Annotated in this window: 16 protein-coding genes; 7 read left to right on the forward strand and 9 right to left on the reverse strand. The window is 69.1% G+C overall.

The window, feature by feature from the left end; all coding sequences use genetic code 11:
- The first annotated feature begins 212 nt into the window (after positions 1-212).
- Entirely contained in the window at positions 213-1,649 is a 1,437-nt protein-coding gene (locus CA606_RS04015) for a DEAD/DEAH box helicase (RefSeq protein ID WP_096052284.1), read from the forward strand.
- 157 nt (positions 1,650-1,806) lie between these two features.
- On the forward strand, positions 1,807-4,071 hold the full coding sequence (locus CA606_RS04020) for a sensor histidine kinase (protein ID WP_096052283.1): 2,265 nt from the start codon (positions 1,807-1,809) through the stop codon (positions 4,069-4,071).
- Position 4,072: 1 nt separating this feature from the next.
- On the opposite strand, the gene CA606_RS04025 is transcribed toward CA606_RS04020, so the two are convergent.
- From CA606_RS04025 to CA606_RS04055, 7 genes are all read right to left on the reverse strand, one after another.
- Entirely contained in the window at positions 4,073-5,632 is a 1,560-nt protein-coding gene (locus CA606_RS04025; protein ID WP_096052282.1) for a hypothetical protein, read from the reverse strand.
- Positions 5,629-6,381, reverse strand: a complete 753-nt coding sequence (locus CA606_RS04030; protein ID WP_096052281.1) for an ABC transporter ATP-binding protein — start codon at positions 6,379-6,381, stop codon at positions 5,629-5,631. Before CA606_RS04030 ends, CA606_RS04025 begins: the two co-directional genes overlap by 4 nt.
- Positions 6,382-6,494: 113 nt before the next feature.
- Positions 6,495-6,797, reverse strand: a complete 303-nt coding sequence (locus tag CA606_RS04035; protein WP_096052280.1) for a glycine zipper 2TM domain-containing protein — start codon at positions 6,795-6,797, stop codon at positions 6,495-6,497.
- Between the two features lie 96 nt (positions 6,798-6,893).
- Complete coding sequence (locus CA606_RS04040; protein ID WP_096052279.1) at positions 6,894-7,904, reverse strand: glycine zipper 2TM domain-containing protein; 1,011 nt, start codon at positions 7,902-7,904, stop codon at positions 6,894-6,896.
- Between the two features lie 189 nt (positions 7,905-8,093).
- The gene (gene ubiG / locus CA606_RS04045) at positions 8,094-8,852 is read right to left on the reverse strand and encodes a bifunctional 2-polyprenyl-6-hydroxyphenol methylase/3-demethylubiquinol 3-O-methyltransferase UbiG (protein WP_096052278.1); all 759 of its coding nucleotides are present in this window, start codon (positions 8,850-8,852) and stop codon (positions 8,094-8,096) included.
- Between the two features lie 2 nt (positions 8,853-8,854).
- Positions 8,855-9,241: a type II toxin-antitoxin system VapC family toxin gene (locus CA606_RS04050; protein WP_096052277.1), complete on the reverse strand. Its 387-nt coding sequence runs from the start codon at positions 9,239-9,241 to the stop codon at positions 8,855-8,857.
- A complete protein-coding gene (locus CA606_RS04055) occupies positions 9,231-9,749 on the reverse strand; it encodes a hypothetical protein (protein ID WP_096052276.1) in 519 nt (172 codons plus the stop codon). Before CA606_RS04055 ends, CA606_RS04050 begins: the two co-directional genes overlap by 11 nt.
- 206 nt (positions 9,750-9,955) lie before the next feature.
- Here CA606_RS04055 and CA606_RS04060 point away from each other — a divergent pair, with 206 nt between their 5' ends.
- The 3 genes from CA606_RS04060 to CA606_RS04070 all read left to right on the forward strand — a co-directional run bounded on the left by CA606_RS04060 (position 9,956) and on the right by CA606_RS04070 (position 12,326).
- The gene (locus tag CA606_RS04060; RefSeq protein ID WP_096052275.1) at positions 9,956-11,203 is read left to right on the forward strand and encodes an aspartate kinase; all 1,248 of its coding nucleotides are present in this window, start codon (positions 9,956-9,958) and stop codon (positions 11,201-11,203) included.
- Positions 11,204-11,384: 181 nt separating this feature from the next.
- A complete protein-coding gene (locus CA606_RS04065; protein ID WP_096052274.1) occupies positions 11,385-11,849 on the forward strand; it encodes a hypothetical protein in 465 nt (154 codons plus the stop codon).
- 123 nt (positions 11,850-11,972) lie between these two features.
- On the forward strand, positions 11,973-12,326 hold the full coding sequence (locus CA606_RS04070) for a CZB domain-containing protein (RefSeq protein WP_010918730.1): 354 nt from the start codon (positions 11,973-11,975) through the stop codon (positions 12,324-12,326).
- Between the two features lie 3 nt (positions 12,327-12,329).
- On the opposite strand, the gene CA606_RS04075 is transcribed toward CA606_RS04070, so the two are convergent.
- Together CA606_RS04075 and CA606_RS04080 are read right to left on the reverse strand one after the other, a co-directional pair.
- Positions 12,330-12,773 (reverse strand): nuclear transport factor 2 family protein, encoded by a 444-nt coding sequence (locus CA606_RS04075; RefSeq protein ID WP_096032651.1) that lies wholly within the window; start codon positions 12,771-12,773, stop codon positions 12,330-12,332.
- Positions 12,774-12,866: 93 nt separating this feature from the next.
- The gene (locus CA606_RS04080; RefSeq protein WP_181242778.1) at positions 12,867-13,793 is read right to left on the reverse strand and encodes an alpha/beta hydrolase family esterase; all 927 of its coding nucleotides are present in this window, start codon (positions 13,791-13,793) and stop codon (positions 12,867-12,869) included.
- A 121-nt stretch (positions 13,794-13,914) separates the two neighbouring features.
- Between CA606_RS04080 and CA606_RS04085 the strand changes: the two genes are divergently transcribed.
- Positions 13,915-14,862, forward strand: coding sequence for a DMT family transporter (locus tag CA606_RS04085; protein WP_096052272.1), 948 nt, complete (start codon positions 13,915-13,917; stop codon positions 14,860-14,862).
- Between the two features lie 455 nt (positions 14,863-15,317).
- On the forward strand, positions 15,318-17,582 hold the full coding sequence (gene ptsP, locus CA606_RS04090) for a phosphoenolpyruvate--protein phosphotransferase (protein ID WP_096052271.1): 2,265 nt from the start codon (positions 15,318-15,320) through the stop codon (positions 17,580-17,582).
- The last annotated feature ends 87 nt before the right edge of the window (positions 17,583-17,669 follow it).

Consider the following 17,669-nt stretch of genomic DNA (forward strand, 5'->3'; position numbering starts at 1 on the left):
CTAGGATAACCGATATCCGCCTCGCGTCACTCCGACGCTATTGGCGCTCCAGCCGCGTGAGGGTCCGTTTTCGGGCCAGCCTGTCGAGCGCCTTGAGAGATTTTCTCACCCGATCGCCCGTGCACGCGGGGCGCTCCCCCGAACGATAGCCGACAGGCCAGCCGTGCGCGGAACGCGCGGGCTGTCTTTCGGGCACGAAAGAACCAACACACGTGACTCAATTTTCTGACCTTGGCCTGGCCAAGCCGCTGCTGAAGGCCCTTGCCGAAAAGGGCTACAAGGAGCCGACGCCGATCCAGGCCCAGGCCATCCCGGTGGTGCTGCAAGGCCGCGACCTGCTGGGCATCGCCCAGACGGGCACCGGCAAGACCGCCGCCTTCGCCCTACCGATCCTGCAGCGCCTGGCCGAAGACCGTAAGCCGGCCCCGCGCCGCGGCTTCCGCTGCCTGGTGCTCTCGCCGACCCGCGAGCTGGCCACCCAGATCGCCGAGAACTTCAAGGCCTACGCCGTCCACATGGGCCTGTCGGTCCACACCATCTATGGCGGCGTCAAGTATGGCCCGCAGATGAAGGCCCTGGCCGGCGGCATCGACGTCCTGGTCGCCACCCCCGGCCGCCTGATGGACCACATGGCCGAGAAGTCGGCCATCGTCTCGGGCACCGAGATCTTCGTGCTCGACGAAGCCGACCAGATGCTGGACCTGGGCTTCGTGGTGCCGATCCGCAAGATCGCCGCCCAGCTGACCAAGAACCGCCAGAACCTGTTCTTCTCGGCCACCATGCCCAGCGAAATCGGCAAGCTGGCCGGCGAGCTGCTGAACGACCCGGTGCAGGTCTCGGTCGCGCCCCAAGCCACCACCGTCGAGCGCATCGACCAGCGGATCCTGTTCATCGAGGCCCAGCGCAAGCGTCCGCTTCTGGCCGAGATCCTGGCCGAGCCCGGCGTGGAGCGCACCATCGTCTTCACCCGCACCAAGCGCGGCGCCGACCGGGTGGCCAAGTATCTGAACGCCGCCGGCATCGAGGCCGCCTCGATCCACGGCGACAAGACGCAGGGTCAGCGCGAACGCGCGCTCGCGGCCTTCAAGGCCGGTGAGATGCGGGCTCTTGTGGCCACCGACATCGCCGCGCGCGGCATCGACGTCAACGACGTCAGCCACGTGATCAACTACGAGCTGCCCAACGTGCCGGAGGCCTATGTCCACCGGATCGGCCGCACCGCGCGAAAGGGCAAGGACGGCATCGCCATCAGCTTCTGCGCCGATGACGAGCGTAACCTGCTGAAGGACATCCAGAAGGCCACCCGCCAGACGATCCCGGCCTTCGACCGTCGCAACGACAAGCTGCTGGCCGCGGCCGCCGCCGTCGCCGACAAGCTGGTCCCGGCCGAGAAGTACGTTGATCCGCGCAAGGCCGATCCGCGCAACGACGTCCCGTCCGAACTGCGCCGCAAGCGCCCGCGCAACCGCAATGGCGGCGGCGGTGGTGGCGGTCGCGCCGAAGGCGGCCAGAAGGCTCAGGGGCGTGGTCCTGGTCAGGGCAAGGGCCCCGGCAAGCCGGGCCAGAAGTCCGGTCCTGCCCAGAACGAGTTTCGCGGCCCCAAGCGCCAAGCCGCGGCCGCCGAGAAGCGCTGGTCGCCGATCGATTGATCCCAAGGGATTACAGTAGGTTGTGAAAACCAGGCGAAGACTGCGTCTTCGCCTGGCGCCCGCGAGGTTTCGCGAAGGCGACGCTTGAATCCCCCTTCACTATGAGGTCACCTTGCGGCCAGGGCCGGTCGGGGGAGCCGGAGGGGGGATCTAGCGGATGGGCGAGGGCGGCCAGCGAGCCACGCCTGCTTTGACGAAGATCGTGAGCGGCGAGATGGCCGCGCGCGTTCTGGCGTTCGACTGGTCCAAGACGCCGCTCGGCGCGCGTGAAGACTGGTCACCGGCCTTGCGCCTGGTCACCGACATCGTCCTGGCCAGCAACTTCCCCATGGCCCTGCGCTGGGGACCCGAGCTGGTCCTGATCTACAACGACGCCTATGCGCCCGCCCTGCACGAGCGCCATCCCAGCGCCCTGGGCCAGAGCTTCTACGACACCTCGCCAGGCTTCCAGGCGGCTTTGCGCGGCTTGCACGAAGACATCCTGACCGGGACCAGCGGCGGCTTCGCGTTCGATCGCCTGCCCTTGAAGGTTCTGCACCACGGGGTCCTGGAAGACGCCTATTTCACCGTCAACTACAGCCCCGTGCCGGACGCGACCGCGCCCAGCGGCGTGGGCGGCGTGCTGGTGGCGGCGGTCGAGATCTCCCAGTCGGTCAAGGCCGAGCAAACCCTGCGCGCCACCCAGGAACGCTATCAGATGGCCCGCGAAGTGGCCGGCGTGGTCGGGGCCTGGGAATGGGACATGAAGGCCGACAAGGTCTATGCCGACGCCCGCTACGCCGAGCTGCACAATGTGGATCCGGCCCTGGCCGAAGCTGGCTTGCCGGTGCTGGCCTTCACCCCCGCCCTGCATCCCGACGACCGTGATCGCGTCCGCGCCGTGGCCCAGGCGTCGGCCGCGACCGGCGGGTCCTTCTCGGAGGAATATCGGCTGGTGCAGGCGGACGGCTCGATCCGCTGGGTTTACACGCGCGGCAAGGCGTATCTGGACGCCGACGGCCAACCGGCCCGCAACACCGGCGTCATCATCGACGTCACCGAGCGAAAGCAGGCCGAGGCCGAACTGGCGGCCGCGCGCGTCGACCTGGATCTGGCCGCCCAGGCGGCGGGCCTGGGGCGCTGGGTGTTGCGGCCCCATGTCAACCAACGCCACTGGGACGCGCGCACGCGGGCGATCTTTGGCCTGACCGAGCACGAGCCGCCCAGCACCGCGCGCTTCCTGTCGCTGGTGCATCCCGACGACCGCGACGCGGTGCGGGACGCGATGGCGGCGGCGACCGATCCGCACGGACTGGGCACGATCAATCTCGATTACCGGATCCGCCGCGCCAATGACCACGCCTTGCGCTGGATCGAGGTGTTCGGCCAGGCCTTCTTCGAGAACGGGGTCTGTACGCGCTTCGTCGGGGTGGTCTCCGACGTCACCGATCGCCGCGAGGCGGTCGACCGCCTGGTGCGCCAGGAAGAAACGCTGCGCCTGGCCATCGACGCGGCGGATGTCGGCACCTGGGACCACGATCTGGATACGGGGGAGGTTCGCCTCTCGGACCGCTGCTATGCGATGTTCGGCGTAACGCCGGGCGAGCCGGTGACCGAGGAGACGCTGACGCCGTTCACCCATGCGGCCGATGTCCCCCGCGTGCGGGACGCGGTCGATCGGGCCTTGGACCCCGCCGTCCGGGCCGACTACGCCATCGAGTTCCGGGTCACCGGCCGCGACGACCATGTCGAGCGCTGGCTTTCGGCCAAGGGCAAGGTGATTTTCGACGACGAGGGCAGGGCGCGTCGCTTCCTGGGGGCGGTGGTCAACATCACCGAGCGCAAGCGCGCCGAGCTGCACCTGCGCCTGCTGGTCAATGAGCTGAACCATCGGGTCAAGAACAGCCTTGCCACCATCCAAGCCATCGCCGCGCAAAGCTTCAACGGCCAGCGCGATATGGACGAGGCCAAGGAGGCGTTCTCCAACCGCATCGTCGCCCTGGCCGAGGCGCACGACCTGTTGACCCGCGAGAACTGGGAGGGCGCGGAGATGCACGATGTCGCCTCCCGCGTCGCGGTGCTGCACGGCGGATCCGTTCGCTTCGAGCTGAGCGGCCCGTCGATCCGCCTGTCGCCCAAGACGGCGCTATCGCTGTCCATGGCGCTGCACGAACTGGCCACCAACGCCGTCAAGTACGGCGCCCTGTCCGCGCAGGATGGGCGTATCCAGATCGCCTGGGACCTGGCGCCGGAGACCGGCGCGCCCCGCCTCGATCTGACCTGGACTGAGCGAGACGGCCCGCCTGTCAAACCGCCGGAACGGCGCGGCTTCGGCTCGCGCCTGATCGAGCGCGGTTTGGCCGCCGAGCTGGCCGGGGCGGCCGTGATCGACTTCCAGCCCGACGGCGTGATCTGCCGCATCCGGGCGCTGCTGGAGGCGTAAGCTAGTTCGACGCCGCCGAGGCCGCGCGCAGGGCGGCGGCGATCTGCTCGTCGGTGCGTCGCAGGGCCATCATCAGCGCGCCGGCCACGATCAGCGGGATCACCGCCCAGACCAGCAGGCCGGCGATCGCCAGCGCCGTGGCGCCGCCGATCAGGGCGGCGATCACCAGCTCGGCGAAGCCGACCAGGAAAGAGCCGCCCCGACGCTGCTTGAAGTCCGCCCGCTTGCCGGGTTTCTGATGCCAGACGCCGATCAGACCCGCCGCCCCGGCGCACAGCGCCGCGCCGAGCGCCGTCCACAGCCCGGCCAGCGGGGCGTACCAGGTCAGGGCCGCGATGGGGACGATCAGCAGTCCGGCCACCGGGATCAGCGCGGCGGCCAGCTTGGCGCGGTTCAGCACGCGCATGGGGGTCGGGGAAATGGCCAGAAGGTCGGGCGTGTCCTCGGCCGAGACGGTGATCCAGATCAGGCTTCCCGCCACCTGGCCGGCCAGGAAGGTGACCGCCGCCGCCGGCCCCGCCAGGGCCCAGGCGGGCAGGTTCTCGGCGCCGCGGACCATCACGAAAGCGATGGGCAGCATATAGAGAACGCGCAGCAGCACCTGCGACAGCAGCGCCGCGTCGCGGCTGACCAGGCGCAGCTCCTTGCGCAGCGTGGCCTGGAACGCGCCGGCGGCGAAGTCGCCGACCGGGCCCTTGGCCGCCTTGCGCGTCTCGGCCCCCTGCGTGGCGGCCGCCGCGTCGGCGAAGCGTCGGCCCAGCACCCGGGCGGCGAACAGGAATAAGCCGAGGCCAATCGCCATCAGGATCAACAGCGGGATCGGCTGCCCCACCGCCGCGCGCAGCGGCAGGTCGGCGAACGGCGGCGGCTGGATGCGGCCGTCGCGCACGTCCAGGGCGATGCGCGCAAACAGGCTTTCGGAGGCGTCCTCGCCCATCAGGGTGCGATACTGGCTGGCCAGGAAGAACGCCGCGCCGATCAGGGCCGCCAGGACCTGGGCCACGGTGCGGGTGCGGCGCGGACCGATCAGCGCAAACAGCGCCATGGCCAGCAAGAGGCCGACGCCTGTGGCGCCCAGAGCCGCCGCCACCAGCACGCCGAACACGCCGGCCCAGTGCGGATGGCCCATGACGACCGAGGGCGTCAGCACCAGCAGCGCCGGAACCACGAACCAGAAGCCGGCGCTGACCGCCAGGCCCAGCGCCCGGACGAACAGCACCTTGCGCGGCGACAGGGGGGACGAGAACAGCAAGTCCAGATCGCCCCGCTCGTAGAGGGCGTTCGCCGATGCCGCCAGGGTGGTGGACAGCATCAGGGTCAGGATCACCGCCAGCACCAGGTCGACGATGATCACCGCGAACGGCGTGATCGGGACCTCGTGGCCCTGGGTCGCCAGGGCCAGGAACACCCCGCCCGCCAGGGTGATGGCGCCCAGGATGGCGAAGGTGATGATCGTGCCGACGCCCGTCGCCTTGCGGCCCATCGAGACGCCGCGCCAGGCCAGGCGCATCTCGTGGGCCAGGAGCCAGGGCGTGCTGGCCGGCTTGAACGGCAAGCTCACGCGGCGGCCTCGGCCGTCAGTTGCAGGAAGACGTCTTCCAGGGTGCGGCCGCTGGCCTCGCCGGCCCGGCTACGCAGCTCGTCCAGGGTGCCCTCGGCCAGCAGGCGGCCGCCGGCGATGATGCCTATGCGGTCGGCCATGCGCTCGGCCACGTCCAGGATGTGGGTGGTCAGGATCACCGTGCCGCCGGCGTCGACGCGGGCCTGCAGCATGTCCTTGACGAGGCGCGCGGCGGCGGCGTCGAGACCGGTCAGGGGCTCGTCCAGGATCAGCAGCTTGGGATCGTGGATCAGGGCGCCGGCCAGGGCGACCTTCTGCTTCATGCCGCGCGAGAAGCCTTCGCAGCGGCGGCGCGCCTCGGAGGCCAGGCCCAGGGTGGCCAGAAGCTCCTCGGCCTTGGCCTTGGCGGTGCGGGGATTGATGTTCCAGAGGCCGGCGACGAACTCCAGATATTCCAGCGGCGTCAGCTTGTCGTAGATCATCGCCTCGTCGGGCGCCCAGGCCAGCAGGGCCTTGGCGCCGGCCGGGTCCTTGCGCGCATCGACGCCGAAGATGGCGATCTCGCCCGCGTCGGGCTGGGTCAGGCCCGCCACCATCCGCAAGGTCGTGGTCTTGCCCGCGCCGTTGGGCCCCAGCAGCGCATAGAGCTCGCCCGCGCGGACCGTCAGGTCCAGGCTCGACACCGCAGGCTTGGCGAACGTCTTGCTCAACCCGCGAATAACCAAGGCTTCCGTCAACACCGCCCCCAAAGCACAACGCAGCGGCGGCTATTGAGCCTGATGCGCTCCGGCAGGCAAGCCAAACACGAGAAGGGCGCCGGACTCGCGTCCGGCGCCCTGTCTGTCGTCAAACGCCCGACCGCCTAGCGGTAGCGGTACTCGTAGTGGCACTTCTTCTTGCTCTTGCCGATCTCGTGACCGGCCACGGCGCCGACCGCGCCGCCCAGCAGGGCGCCTTCGGTCTTGGCGCCGCGGGCCGCGACGGTGTTGCCCAGCAGGGCTCCGCCCAGGCCGCCGATGACGGCGCCGTTCTTGGCCTTGGACTTGCTGCAGACCAGCACGCGATAGCGGCTCTTGGACTGAGCCTCGGCGGTGGTCGCCGCGACGGTGCTGGCGGCGAAGCCGACGGCGGTGGCCAGGATGATGGCTTTCAGGGGCGCGCGCATGACGAGCTCTCCGTTTCTGGGTTCGATCCCTCGGATATCAAAACGTGCAAGCCGGCGGCCGGTTTCCAGACCGCCGGCTTGGCGTCGGGGCGAGGATCAGCCCTGGACGCGATAGCGGCCGTCGGCGTCAGGGCAGACGCGGATGTAACGGGTCTCGACGCGGCCGTTATACTCGGTCGGGGCCGGGGCCAGGCGGCAGCGCTCGCTGGAGTCGGCGAAGCGGCCGTCGGTGTAGCGATAGGGCTGTGTCTGATCGTGGCTGTAGTAGGCGCCGCGGGTGTCGCACTTGGCCGAGGCGTTGCCGATGGCCGCGCCGACCCCCGCGCCGACCAGGGCCCCCAGCACCGTGCCTTCGGGACGCGCGTTGCGGGCGGCGACGTTCGAGCCCAGGGCCGCCCCGGCCAGGGCGCCGATCACCCCGCCGACGGTGGCGTTGCGCTTGGCGTCCTGCCGGCAGTCGGCGCCGGTGTTGCTGCTTGTGCTGGTGTCGATGCTGTAGCCGCCGACATAGGGCGTCCCGAAGCGGTTGGCGTAGTCGGGATAGCGACGGTCATAGGCGCCGCCGCCATAGCGACGGTCATAGTCCGTGCGGGCGCGCTCATACTCGGCGCGGTCGCGTTCCCACTGCGCCCTCTGGCCGTCATAGCCGCTGCTGCCGGCGTAGTTGCTGTCGATGCGGAAGCGGGCGGCCTGGGTCTGATGGCGCCGGTCGTAGGCGCCGGTCCCGCGACGGCGGTCATAGGTGTAGCGCGCCCGCTCATAGGCCAGGCGTTCGCGCTCGAAACGCGCGCGCTCGGTGTTGTAGGCCGCGCTCTCCCGATAGGTCGCGGCGCTGTAGCGCGCGCCAGAGGTCGGGTAGCGACGGTCATAGGCGCCCGTGCCGTAGCGGCGGTCATAGTCGCCGCGCGCCTGGATGTAGCGCTCGCGCTCGCGTTCATAGGCCGCCTGGCGGTCGCGATAGTCGGCCACCTGATCGTAATAGGACGTCCTCTGGTCGTTATAGCGCTCGAGGCTGCGCTGGTAGGCCGCGTCCTGCGCGAAGGCGGGGGCGACGGCGCCGCAGGCCATGGTGGTCGCGAGCAGCGTGACCAGGATTCTGGAAGTCATGGTGGTGGTCTCCGTTCAATCGAACGGATCGACGGCCGACCCCCGAAACCGGGTCGCCAATCCGGGGGCGTCCGCCCCTGCGGAGACGATAAGCGTCGGTGGACGCAGAGGTTCCCTGTCAGGGCTGATAGCTCTGTGTCATCCCAGCCGCAGCGCGAAGCGCGGAGCGCCGGGATGACACGGGGGCGCTCAGTCCTTGGTCACCGTCATCATGTAGTTGATGTCGGTGTCGCTTGAGCGGCTCCAGCGGCCGGTCAGCGGGTTGTAGGCCACGCCAAACGGGCCCTGCATGGCCACCGGCTCGCCGGCGAGGAAGGCGCGCAGTTCTTCGGGTTTCAGGAACTGCTTCCAGTCGTGGGTGCCCGGCGGCACCCAGCGCAGCACGTACTCGGCGCCGATCTTGGCCAGGGCCAGGGCCTTCAGTGTGCGGTTCAGGGTGGCCACGAACATGATGCCGCCGGGCTTCAAAAGCTTGGCGCAGGTGCGCAGGAACTCGCCTGGATCGGCGACGTGCTCGATGACCTCCATGGTCAGGACGACGTCGAACGGCCCCGCGCCCTCGGCCAGCAACTGCTCGGCGGTGGCGGGGCGGTAGCCGATCTCCAGACCCTGTTCGGCCGCATGGGTGGCGGCGGTCTTGATGTTCTTTTCCGAGGCGTCGATCGCGGTGACAGCAAAGCCCAGCCGCGCCATCGGCTCGCTCAGCAGCCCGCCGCCGCAGCCGATGTCGAGCAGGGTGAGGCCCTCGAACGGCGCGCGCGCCGCGCCGTCGCGGTCGAACCGCGCCAGGGCCTGTTCACGGATGAAGGCCAGCCGGCAGGGATTGAACACATGCAGCGGCGCGAACTTGCCCTTGGGATCCCACCACTCGGCCGCGATGGCCGAGAAGCGCGCCACGTCGGCGGGGTCGATGCTCCAGGAGGGGGCGGCGGAGGCGGCTTGTGTCATGGTCAGCGTATCAGCACGACTTGCACCGGCAGGTCCAGATCGGACCAAGCCGTATCGGCGGTCAGGACGGGCCGCTTCTCGCGTATCGCCAGGGCCAGACAGGCGCGATCGCCCAGGGAGAGGCCTCTGTGGCTCGTGGTCTTGCGCAGCAAGCCGGCTTGAATCGCCAACTCCCGGTCGAAGTCGATGACGGTCAGAGCCAAGTCTTCGACCTGGCGTCTCGCAAGATCGAAAGGAGCGCCTCCCTCCACAAACTTGGTAACCACCTCAGCGAGGTTGACGCTGCAGACTTTGCTGGCGAACAGCGCGGCGGCGGCTTGCTCGGCGCCGATCTCGTTGTTGGAGACCGCCAGTATCGCCGAGCTATCCAAGACGTATTCAGTCATCATGTCGGCGCTGCGCCAACGGCTCAACGGCTTGGCGGTTTTCGAGTTCAGCCTCTCGTCGCTTGTCAGCGATGAAGTCGTCGACGATCGACCGGTCCGAAGGCCAGAACTGTTTCATTCGCTCCTGTACGCGCTTGAGCGCGGTCATACCGTTGATCAGGGTGAAGGTGTCCTCGCCCAGGTCTGCGATGACGACTCCGTTCGATCCCACATTCAGCGCCGCCAGCACCTCGGGCGGTAAGGTCACGGTCCCGTTCCTGACCTCAAGGCGGTAGGTGTTGGAACGGTCGTGGACGAAGACGCCGGCGTCTCCTTCCGCCATGCCGTCGGGCGCGGGCGCGGCGGAGTATGGCGCGGTTTTAGGCTCCTCCAGCACGTTCCTGACATGCTGATAACGCTTGCCCAGCAGGCGGGCGATCTCAGCGCGTGGATAGCCGGCCGAGTCCAGGGCCCGAATCTTGGCGGCGACCGTCTTGCAGCCCGCCAGGGTTTTCTCGAGCTCGGGCGACATGACGTCCTCCGGCGTGGGAAAAGGATAATAGATAGTCAGGTAGGTTGCGTGGGGAGTCAAGGCGAGCGCCTCATCCCGTCAAAAAAGACGCCCCCGCGACATTGCCGTTGCGCCATCGCGCCGCTAGAAGGCGCATCGCTTGCGCGAGGGGGAGTGATCCGGCCGCGCGGGCGCAAGAAATAACCAAGTGTCGAGGTACCAAGGACGTGTCACGTCTGGTGATGAAGTTCGGCGGCACGTCGGTGGCCGACCTGGAGCGCATCCGCCGTGTGGCGCGCCTGGTCGCCGCCGAGGTCGCGACGGGCAAGCAAGTAGCCGTCGTCGTGTCGGCCATGTCGGGCAAGACCAACGAGCTGGTCGCCTGGACCGATGGCGCGGGCCGCGCCGCTGCGGGCCTGCCGGAGTCGGACGACGAGTATGACGCCGTCGTCGCCTCGGGCGAGCAGGTCACGGCCGGCCTGCTGGCCATGACCCTGCGCAACATGGGCCACAAGGCCCGCTCGTTCCTGGGCTGGCAGGTGCCGATCCTCACCGACGAGGCCCACGGCCGCGCGCGGATCGAGGAGATCCCGCCCGAGAACCTCGAGGCCTGCTTCGCCAACGGCGAGATCGCCGTGATCGCCGGCTTCCAGGGCGTGACGCCCAATCGCCGCATCACCACCCTGGGCCGGGGCGGCTCGGACACCAGCGCCGTGGCCATCGCCGCCGCCGTCAAGGGCGACTGCGACATCTATACGGACGTCGATGGGGTCTACACCACCGACCCCCGTATCGAGAGCAAGGCCAGGCGCCTGGCCAAGATCTCCTACGAAGAAATGCTCGAAATGGCCTCGCTGGGGGCCAAGGTTCTGCAGACCCGCTCGGTCGAGATGGCCATGGCCCATCGCGTCCCGGTGCGGGTGCTGTCCAGTTTCGTCGAACCGGGCGAAGCCCCGGGCCAAGGTACGATCGTCTGCGACGAGGAAGAAATCATGGAAAAGCGCATCGTCTCGGGCGTCGCCTACAGCCGCGACGAAGCCAAGATCACCTTGCTGGGCCTGCCCGATCACCCGGGCGTGTCCTCGCAGATCTTCGGCCGTCTGGCCGACGCCAATGTGAACGTCGACATGATCGTGCAGTCGCGCGCCCGCAGCGCCGACACCGCCAACATGGAGTTCACCGTCGGCAAGCGTGACGCCCAGCGCGCCGTCGAGATCGTCGAGGCCGCCCAGAAGGAGATCGGCTTCGAGGCCGTCGCCGTCAACGAGGACGTCGCCAAGGTGTCGGTGATCGGGGTGGGCATGCGTTCGCACGCGGGCGTGGCCCAATCGATGTTCCAGGCCCTGGCCGAGAAGAACATCAACATCCAGGTCATCTCGACCTCGGAGATCAAGATCAGCGTCCTGATCGACGCGGCCTATACCGAACTGGCGGTGCGGGCGCTGCACGCGGTGTACGGGCTGGATCAGCTTTAAGGTCTAGCGTCCTTCGAGGCCCGCTGCGCGGGCGCCTCAGGATGAGGGACTCAGCGTAGAGCTTTCCTCATCCTGAGGTGCGCGCTCCTGAGCGCGCCTCGAAGGACGCAACGCCCTGCAAGAAAACGTCGCCTTCGGACGTTATGAGGGCTCAAGCCCAAGAGCCCTGCAAGAAGCCCCCATGCCCGACGTCTTCAAGTTCGACCCCGACGCCAAGACCGTCACCTTCCACGGCGACGCCGGTCTGGAGCTGCTCTACGACCTGCTGCTGCGCGCCAAGTTCGGCGACGGCTATGAGAAGCCGCTGCTGATCAGCCCGTGGCTGGCGGCCCTGCTGAACAAGCTGGACCAGGCCCTGCCGGACGACGGCCAGTGGTTCCCCGAAAAGCCGGGCCAGCCGATCTTCGACACCGACGACCTGCTGGCCATGGGCGATGCGGTCATCGAGGAAGGCCACACGGTCGGCTGGTGGACCATGACCCCGCTGGAAAAACGCGACTACCTGCGCAAGGTCATCGCCGCCCCGCACCCGCTGACCGACCTCGAGGTCGAGTTCATCGAGAACGACATCGACGCGGCTCTGGAGCAGGCCCGCCGTCTGGTCGCCGACGCCGACGAGCACCTGGCGGCGCCCGGTCACGGCTGACCACGCCCTCTCGTAGATGCTCCCTTAAGGGTGCGCGACGGCGCCGTTAACGCTGCCTGGTTACCCGCCGACAAGCACATCTGGAATATTCGCCGCTCAGTGAATTTTGAGCACGAGTAAGCCATGGATTTCGACGCCGCCATCGCCGCCCACGCCGACTGGAAAGTGAACTTCCGGATCGCCCTGGCGACCCACAGCACCGTGGACGCCCAGCGCGCCTGCTCCGACAAGATCTGCGTCCTGGGCCACTGGCTGCACGGCGAGGCGCGCAGCAAGCTGGCCGGCGACAAGACCTATCTGCAATGCGTCGAAGCCCATCGTGACTTCCACGAGGCCGCCGGCGAGGTGGCGGGAGCCATCAATCGCCGCGACTTCCAGCGCGCCGCCGACATGATCGACGTCGGGTCCAAGTTCCATGACGCCTCGATGCGCGTGGCCGTGGCGGTGCGCCGCCTCAAGACCCTGGCGCCGGCCTGACCCCTACTTCGCCGCCGGCCTAGGCTTGGGATACCAGAGCGCATTGACGATCACCCAGCGCTCGCCGAACCGGCCCAGGCTGAGATGGTCGACGAACCACGGCGTCTCGACGCGCGCGATCGCCACATTACCGGCCACGTCCAGCACGCGGACGGTGCGGTCCCACTGATCGCGCGGGGTCTTCAAGGCGCCTTGTCGCGTCAGGTCGATCAGCTCGTCGCGGCTCATCCGGCGCAGGGCCAGGACCTCGTCGGGATCGGGCTTGGCGCGGACGGCGCGCTTGGCCAGGTCCGGGTGCAGGGCGCGGGTGACGCGGGCGGTGTCGCCTTCCAGCTGGCCGTCGACATAGTCAAAGGCCACCGCCTCCACCGCCTTGACGGTCGCCGGGTCCAGCGCCGGAGGCGGGGCGGCTTGCAAGGCGAGGGCGGTCAGCAGGGCGGCGATCATGCGCGTCTCCGGTCGAGTCGTTTGCGGAGGCGGCAAGCTCGCGGCAAATCGTGACGCTGGCGTGGCGAACCGGCGTTCGGTGAGTTGCGCCGCTTAGCGGCCGTCCCGCCGATAGCGCGAGACGAAGGCCCACAGGGCGTCGTTGTCGGCGAGCCAGACGTGGCCGCCGCCGACGGTCATGCGCCCCACCACGTCGGCGTTGTCCCGACAGCCGGAATAGCGCTCCTCATAGACGCTCGGCGCGACCCATTGCGTGGTCGGTGGTGCCTGGCAGCCGTTCAGCGCCGCCCAGCGCTGCTCGGCCGCATGCATCGTGTACTGCCAATAGCCCGCGCCGCCGCCCTGGGTGGGATTGGTCGTGTCCTTGTCGCCCGCGAAGGCGATGACCGGCATCGGCCGCCGGGGCTGGCAGGTGGCCGGATCGGGCTCATGCGGCTTGTCGGGGCGCGGATTGCCCGCCCGCAGGCCGACCACCGGTGCGATGGCCGCGTAGCGGTCCGACGCCACGCAGCCCAGCCACGAGGCCATGCGCCCGCCGCCCGACAGGCCGGTGACATAGACGCGGCCGGGCTCGACGCAGCCCTGCGCCACCAGCCCGTCGACCAGCGCCGCCAGATAGGCCACGTCGTCGGCGTCCGAGGCGTCGGGGATCTTGCCGGTCACGGTCGGCACGCCCGGAATGTTCCAGGCGAAGCCCTTGCCGGCGGGAATGGCGGCGGTGGGCGCGGCCACCAGGAAGCCGTGGCGCTCGGCGGTCGCTTCCAGCTTGGAGTCAGCCAGCATCCGCCCGCCCTCGCCGCCGCTGCCGTGCAGCAGGATCAGCAGGGGCGCAGGCTGGCCAGCCGCAAGGCCGGCGGGACGGCGCAGCAGGAACGGCCGCCCGGTCCCGCCAGCGTCCACGCTGACGGTCGCCCCCGGCGCGCCGACGGCGCAGGCGGCGTGCGCGCTCGCGGCGGTCGCCAGAAACGCCAACGACGCCATCAGCGCCGCGACCCTGCGCGTCAGCGCTCCAACCGTCATTGAACGTCTCCTGCCCCCGTCGTGTCGCTGGAAGCTTAGCGATCGGTCGAACGGTCTGAAACCCGATTGTGCGGCGCTGTCGGCCCAAGCCAAGCCGGCGGCGGACTGCTATGCGGCGATTATGACCACCTCCCGCAACCTCCTGCTTGGCCTCCTGTGCGGCGTCATCGCCGGGGCGTTCTGGGGCGGGGTGTTCCTGGCGCCGAAGCTCTTGGCGGATTTCACGCCGCTGCAGGCCACGGCGGGTCGGTACCTGGCCTATGGCCTGGCGGCGGCCGTGCTGCTGGCGCCCAGCTGGAAGGCGGTCATGGCGCGGATGGACGGCCGCGACTGGCGCGACCTCTTGCTGCTCAGCCTGCTGGGCAACCTGATCTACTATGTCGGCCTGGCCATCGCCGTGCAGAGCGCGGGCGTGGCTCTGGCCTCGCTGGTCATCGGCCTGTTGCCCGTGACCATCACCCTGGTGGGGGCGAGACCGGGGGAGGGCACGCCGCTCAGACGCCTGGTTTGGCCGCTGGCCCTGATCGTCGCCGGCGGGGTGTGCATCAATCTGGACGCCTTCGCCGCCGCCGGACGCAGCGGCGCGGGGCGGACCTTCGTCGGCCTCGCCGGCGCGCTGCTGGCCCTGGCCGTCTGGACCGCCTACGCCGTCTGGAACGCCCGGCGCCTGGCCGCCACGCCCAAGTTCAACAGCCACGAGTGGTCGCTGCTGACCGGCGTCGCCACGGGCCTGCTGTCGCTGGTTATCGTGGTCCCCGCCTTCGCGTTCGACGGCAAGACCCATGCGGCCAGCGCCTGGGGCCTGTTCTGGGGCGTTAGCTTCGCCGTGGCGATCGGGGCCTCGGTGATCGGCAACGGCCTGTGGAACGCCGCCAGCCGGCTGCTACCGCTGTCGCTGTCGGGCCAGCTGATCGTGTTCGAGACGGTGTTCGCCCTGCTGTACGGCTTCCTGCACGAAGGCCGCTGGCCGCGCAGCCTGGAGAGCGTGGCCATGGCGCTGATGCTGGCCGGGGTGCTGTGGTCGGCGCGGTTGCATCGGGTGGGTGGGCCCCGATCGGCCGAGGGTTAAACTCCCATGTCATCCCGGAAAGCCCGCAGGGCTTATCCGGGACCCAGGGGCCACACGCGCCGCGCCTTGTCACCCCCTGGGTCCCGGCGCTCCGCTGCGCTTCGGCCGGGATGACACGAAAAGCAGAGGCGGCAAGTTAAACCCCACCTGAACGCCCTGTCCCCACCGCGTTCAGCCCCGCAGGCCTACAACACCGATCAACGGCTTTCGTAGTCGTTCCAAAGCCGCTGGTGTCTTGATCCCTCCGCCAGTGCGCCAGACTGCGCCGTCCGGTTCCCCTCCGGGCGGCGCTTTTTCGTGAGCGCGCACCTAATCATCGTTCGGTTGACGACCGCGACTGGTCCCCGGGCGAAATCTGCTGTAGCCCCCATCTAGGCGGTAAGAGCCGTCTTAACCCTTGGCGTCCGACGCTGGGCTAGGAAGTCTCTTAGGGATAGGGAGCGCGTAAAGGCGTCATGGCGGCATCCGGCATCGCCGTTCGAGGACCACGCAGCCTGCTGCGGCAGATCCGCGAGGCCATGGCCGGCGCGGGTCCCGCCCAGGGCAAGCTGGACGTCGTGGTGCGCACCATCGCCATCTCGATGGTGGCCGAGGTCTGCTCGATCTATCTGCGCCGCGCCTCGGGTGATCTTGAGCTGTTCGCCACCGAGGGTCTGGCCCGCGAGGCCGTCCACGTCACCCGCCTGAAGCCGGGCGAGGGCCTGGTCGGCGAGACCATGCGCCTGGGCCGGCCGCTGAACCTGTCGGACGCCGCCAGCCACCCGTCGTTCTCGTATCGTCCGGAGACGGGCGAAGACCCCTATCACGCCTTCCTGGCCGTGCCGCTGCTGCGCGGCGGGCGGGCCATCGGCGTGCTGGTCGTCCAGAACCGCACCGAGCGCAACTATGATGAGGAGGAGGTCGAGGACCTCCAGATCATCGCCATGGTGCTGGCCGAGATGGTCAGCTCCAGCGAGCTCCTGGGCGCCGACGAACTCAAGGACGTCGAGCTGGCGCCGCACAAGCCCGAGCGCCTGAAGGGCTCGCGCTTCGCCGAGGGCCTGGCCTATGGCGTGGCGGTGCTGCACGAGCAGCCGGTCGCGCCCGAGACCCTGCTGTCCGACGACGCCCTGGCCGAGGAAGCGCGGCTGACCTACGCCATCGAGGCGCTGCAGACCCAGATCGACCAGATGCTGGAAGGCCAGCACGGCCTGGTCGGCGCCTCGTACGAGGTGCTGGAGACCTATCGCCTGTTCGCCCACGACCGGGGCTGGAACCGCTCGCTGCAGGAGGCGGTGCGCTCGGGCCTGACCGCCGAGGCCGCCGTCGAGCGCGTGCGCTCCGAGCACCGCGCGCGCCTGGGCCAAGCCCGCGATCCCTATCTGCGCGAGCGGCTGCACGACCTGGAAGACCTGAACGACCGGCTGCTGCGGCACCTGTCGGGCGATGTGCACCATGTGCGCCAGCTGCCCGAGGACGCCATCCTGATCGCCCGGAACCTGGGTCCCGCCGATCTCCTGGAATACGACCGCACCAAGCTGAAGGGCATCCTGCTGGAGGAAGGCAGCGCCGCCAGCCACGCCGGCATCGTCGCCCGTGCGCTCGACATCCCGTGCGTCGGGCGTCTGGCCGGCCTGCGTGACCGCGTCAACGAAGGCGACCCGGTCGTCGTCGACGGCGAGACGCAGGAAGCCTGGCTGCGCCCGCGCCCGGACGTGGTCAAGGCGCTGAAGGCCCGGATGGAGGTCCGCGCCCAGCGCAAGGCCGAGTTCGCCCGTCTGCGTGACACCCCGCCGATCACCAAGGACGGCGCCAAGATCACCCTGCTGATGAACGCGGGCCTCGCCGTCGATCTCGACATCCTGGGCGAGACGGGGGCTGAGGGCATCGGCCTGTTCCGCACCGAGTTCCAGTTCATGGTGGCCGAGGAGTTGCCGCGCCTGGAGGCCCAGACGGCCCTCTACGAAAAGGTGCTGGAGGCCGCCGACGGCATGCCGGTGACCTTCCGCACGCTCGACCTCGGCGGCGACAAGTTGTTGCCGTACATGGAGCTGGAGCGCGAGGACAACCCGGCCCTGGGCTGGCGCGCCGTGCGCATGGGCCTGGACCGGCCCGCCCTGCTGCGCATGCAGATCCGCGCCCTGATCAAGGCCGCTAACGGCCTGCCGCTGCGGATCATGTTCCCGCTGGTGGCCAATGTGGACGAGTTCCGCGCCGCCCGCTCGTTCGTCGACCAGGAAGTGGCCTGGGCCCTGAAGCGCGGCCGGCCCGCGCCCGCGCGCCTGGATGTCGGGGCCATGATCGAGGCGCCGTCGCTGCTGTGGCACCTGGACGCCTTGCTGCCGATGACCGACTTCGTCTCGGTCGGCACTAACGACCTGATGCAGTACCTGTTCGCGGCCGACCGGGGCAATCCGCGCGTGTCCGACCGCTACGACCCGCTGTCGCCGGCTGCGCTGCGGGCGCTGAAGACGATCCAGCAGGCCTGCGCCGACACCGGCACCCAGGTCTCGGTCTGCGGCGAGATGGCCGGCCGGCCGCTGGAGGCCTTCGCCCTGGTGGCCCTGGGCTTTGATCGATTGTCGATGCCGCCGGCGGGCATCGGGCCGGTCAAGCAGATGGTTTTGTCGCTGGATCGCGAGGCCGCGCGCCGCAATGTCGAGGCCCTGCTGAAGGGCTCCGGCGGATCCTTGCGCGGCGAGATCGAAACCTTGGCGCGCAAGCTCTACGTCGCCGTCTGACAAAAGCTTGGCCGTTAACCAAGTGTCGCGGTTTAGTACATTGAATCCCGCTACTTAGTTTGATATTCACAAACACATATTAAGAAC

The sequence above is a fragment of the Caulobacter vibrioides genome (genome assembly GCF_002310375.3).
In the GTDB taxonomy this organism is placed as follows: domain Bacteria; phylum Pseudomonadota; class Alphaproteobacteria; order Caulobacterales; family Caulobacteraceae; genus Caulobacter; species Caulobacter vibrioides_D.